Here is a 3214-nt window from a genome sequence, read left to right on the forward strand (position 1 = left end):
AAGGTCAAGACCGATGATGTTAACCTCTTCCATGGATGCCCTCCCCATTCCGTGGGATGCGAAAACATCGCCACCTTGGCACATCGCGATGCCGTCAGGAGGGGGCATCCACTCCATCAAACTGAGAGACTGCCGGGGGCTCGCGCAAAGACGTTGAATTCAAACAACAAAAAACTTGGACGGAATCCGGCCGGTTTTTTTCGAGAAGTTCACGGCGAACGCCGCGATCATGGCCTGCTCAGTCGACGGCGGACGGTCGGGTGAAATTCTTCACCCTGTGAAATCGTTCACCCTTTCAGCAGTGTCGGCGCGCCTAGGCGTTGGCTTCGCGCTTGTCGGAAGGAGGGCGGTAACCCGCCGCTCTCGCTTAGGCGGCGAGAGACGACATACGCATGTCCGAAGACTATTCCTTCCTTCCGCCCCTGCAAGCCGAGATCGCAACTGTTATCGGGCTTTATGCGACTATGAAACTCGCGGCCGAATGGGGCGGGTGCGAGATATATATTCCCGCTCGCGCGCCGAACGACCATTGGCTCGTGCAATCGATCGGGCGTGAGGCGGCCGACGGGCTGTGCGCCTATTTTGCTGCGCGTATCGAAGGCGATGGGCGTCGCGCCCATCATGGCGTGAAAATCATGTTGCCTCTCGGGCAAGCCAGCTCGCGTGAGAAGGCGCGCCGCCAGGCAGTAGAACTGCTAGACAAGGGCGCGAGCCTGAAGGAAGCTGCGCGCGGCTCCGGGCTGCATCAGCGAACCATCCAAAACATCCTCGCGAGATTGCGCAAACAGCGAGCTTAGGTTTTAAGGCGCTCGCCGGAAAATCTTCGTAGCCAGCGGTCCAGCGCATCCCGCCTATTCTCGTGACGAGAGGAGGAAAGGTTTCACCATGTGAAACCTTTCACACTGAAGCGAGCGATCGAACGTCGGAGCAATTTTTCCTCGTCGACGCGTGCCGAAGAAGAGTTACGCAGGAATGCGAAGCGCCCGTGCCGAAGCCGACGAAAAAGCGCGAAGCCCAAAAGCTCCCTGGACGACTGCAAGCCATCGCCGATGCGGCGGGCATAGATGCGGCAATCGCGATCGCGCGCGAGTTCGGCGGTCGGCGGCTGTATCTCCCCGCTTTGAAGACGCTTCGTCGGCGCCGCCAACATCCATTAGTTGTTCTGCTTGGGGTCGAATGCGCCTTGAAAGTCGTCGAGACGATCGGCGGCTTCGGCGAATATTTCGACGTTCCGACAGCGAGAAACGAGCTGATTTACCTAAAGCTGAGAGACGGCTTGTCGCAGGGACTAAGCACTTCGGAGCTTGCGAAACAGACCGGCATTTGTCGCCGCGCAGTCCTCTACCGGCTTGCCGCCATGAGAGGGGCCAACAAGGACGCCGCGAGGACGTCAAAGTGCGCAAGGTCGGGCCGCAAAAGGACACATCACGATGATGTATGATCTAATCGAGGACAACTCCATGCTTTCCATCTCGGCCCCGCTGCCCAAAGCCGGCGCGGAGCCGCCGACGTGGATTACGATTTTCCCTCAGCTGGGGCGCATCGCAACTCGCGACGGGAGAAGTTACGATGTGGACGCTCAGGCGCTTATCGAGCGCTTTGAAGCCGACGGCCTAGACATTCCGATCGACATAAATCACTCGACGCCACGAGCCGCCAGCACCGGCGAGCGCGCTGACGCCGTCGGTTGGATTACGGAGCTGAGCGTCAAGAATGGCGCGCTTCAGGGCAAAGTCGATTGGCTGGACGAAGGCAGGGAGGTCTTACGCAAGCGAACGCATCGCTTTGTTTCCCCCGATTTTTTCCATACGCCTGAAGGAAAGACGAAGTGGTTGCGCGCAGTTGCGCTTGTCACGGCGCCCGCGCTCGCGAACCAGCGCGCGCTCGCTGCCGCGCAAACGACGCACGGCGCTTGTCTTGCCGCCAAGATGGAAGACATCGTTTATGCAATGATCGCGACGCCGATGCCGCGGACGAAACCTTTGCCCGATCGGGTTGTCATCTTTCCCGCCCTTGGGTTCGTCGAGACACAAACGGAGGATATCTTCTACATCGATGGAAAGGCGATCTGCGACGCATTCACGGCGGCGCGGCGCAGCGACGATCATGATTACCGCGTTTTTCCGGTAAACATTGAACATCGGCCGGATATCCAAATCGACAAAGGCGAGGACGTTACGTCGGCGCCGATCGGCGAGATTGTCGAGCTTCGCATAAACACCGGAAAATTGGAGGCGAAAATCGATTGGCAGCCTGACGCATTGCAAATCGTCAAAGATATGAGGCTGACCAGTGTGTCGCCGACCTTCTTCAGCGATCAGGGCGGAAAGGTAAAGCGCCTCAAGTCGATCTCTCTTGTTCGACGTCCCATGCCATTGCTTAGATCGCGCGCCGTCGGAAATGACGCGGCGCCGGAGGAGCGCGGCTATCAACCCAAGGTTGTGGGAAATTCGAGCGACACTCGGCTCTCCGCGGTTTCTGACTTGTTGAATTATCGCGTGAAGCAATTATCCAGCATCGGTCGAGTGAAGCGGGACGAGCTCTTTCTCTTGGAGATCTGGCGAACTGAAAGAGATTTGCTCGCTGCCGGGATTACACCCGACGCGTCGTATATCCGGAGTTCCGCCGCTGAAAGTGTCGACAGACACGCCAACTATGTGCTTGGCAAGCTCTTTCCTGAAGGCGGCGTGAGGCTCGAAGGCGCGCCGCCCACAGCCCGTTTGGCCCCGCGCGCAAGCGTTTCCCTCCCGGCGACACGGGCCAATAAGTTGAGCGCGCAAGCGACGCAGCGCCCCGAAGATTGGAGCGCTCTCGAATTGGCGGCTGAGTTTCGAAAGGACATGGCGCAGGCGAGCGCCGCCGGGCTTCCGACCGATGTCTGCTCCGTGCAACATCGCGTCATGTCCCGGTTGGGATTGGAGTGGGACTCGGAGAACGGCAGGCTGGTGGAGAGCGCGGCCGGACCGCAGGCGACGCAGCGTCCCGAAGAATGGAGCGGTCTCGAATTGGCGGCCGAGTTCGCAAAGGAGATGGCACAGGCGAGCGCCGCCGGGCTCCCGACCGATGTCTGCTCCGTGCAACATCGCGTCATGTCCCGGTTGGGATTGGAGTGGGACTCGGAGAACGGCAGGCTGGTGGCGAGCGCAGCCGGACCGCTGGCGACGAAGCGTCCCGAAGATTGGAGCGCTCTCGAACTGGCGGATGTGTGCGCTAT

General features: G+C 59.7%; 3 protein-coding genes. All 3 read left to right on the plus strand.

Annotated features, from left to right (window positions below; translation table 11 throughout):
* Positions 1–264, plus strand: a 264-nt coding sequence (locus AB7I51_RS17885; RefSeq protein WP_428404889.1) for a hypothetical protein, incomplete at its 5' end; no start/stop codon positions are given.
* A gap of 128 nt (positions 265–392) precedes the next feature.
* Positions 393–797, plus strand: a complete 405-nt coding sequence (locus AB7I51_RS17890) for a helix-turn-helix domain-containing protein (protein ID WP_428404890.1) — start codon at positions 393–395, stop codon at positions 795–797.
* Positions 798–1430: 633 nt separating this feature from the next.
* Positions 1431–3214: phage protease (locus tag AB7I51_RS17895; RefSeq protein WP_428406391.1), on the plus strand; the 1784-nt coding region annotated here is incomplete at its 3' end.

Source organism: Methylocystis sp. (assembly GCF_050246715.1).
Taxonomy (GTDB): Bacteria; Pseudomonadota; Alphaproteobacteria; order Rhizobiales; family Beijerinckiaceae; genus Methylocystis.

Coding starts and splice junctions, on each gene's coding strand:
- AB7I51_RS17890 (WP_428404890.1), top strand. CDS start 393: ATGTCCGAAGACTATTCCTTCCTTCCGCCCCTGCAAGCCGAGATCGCA.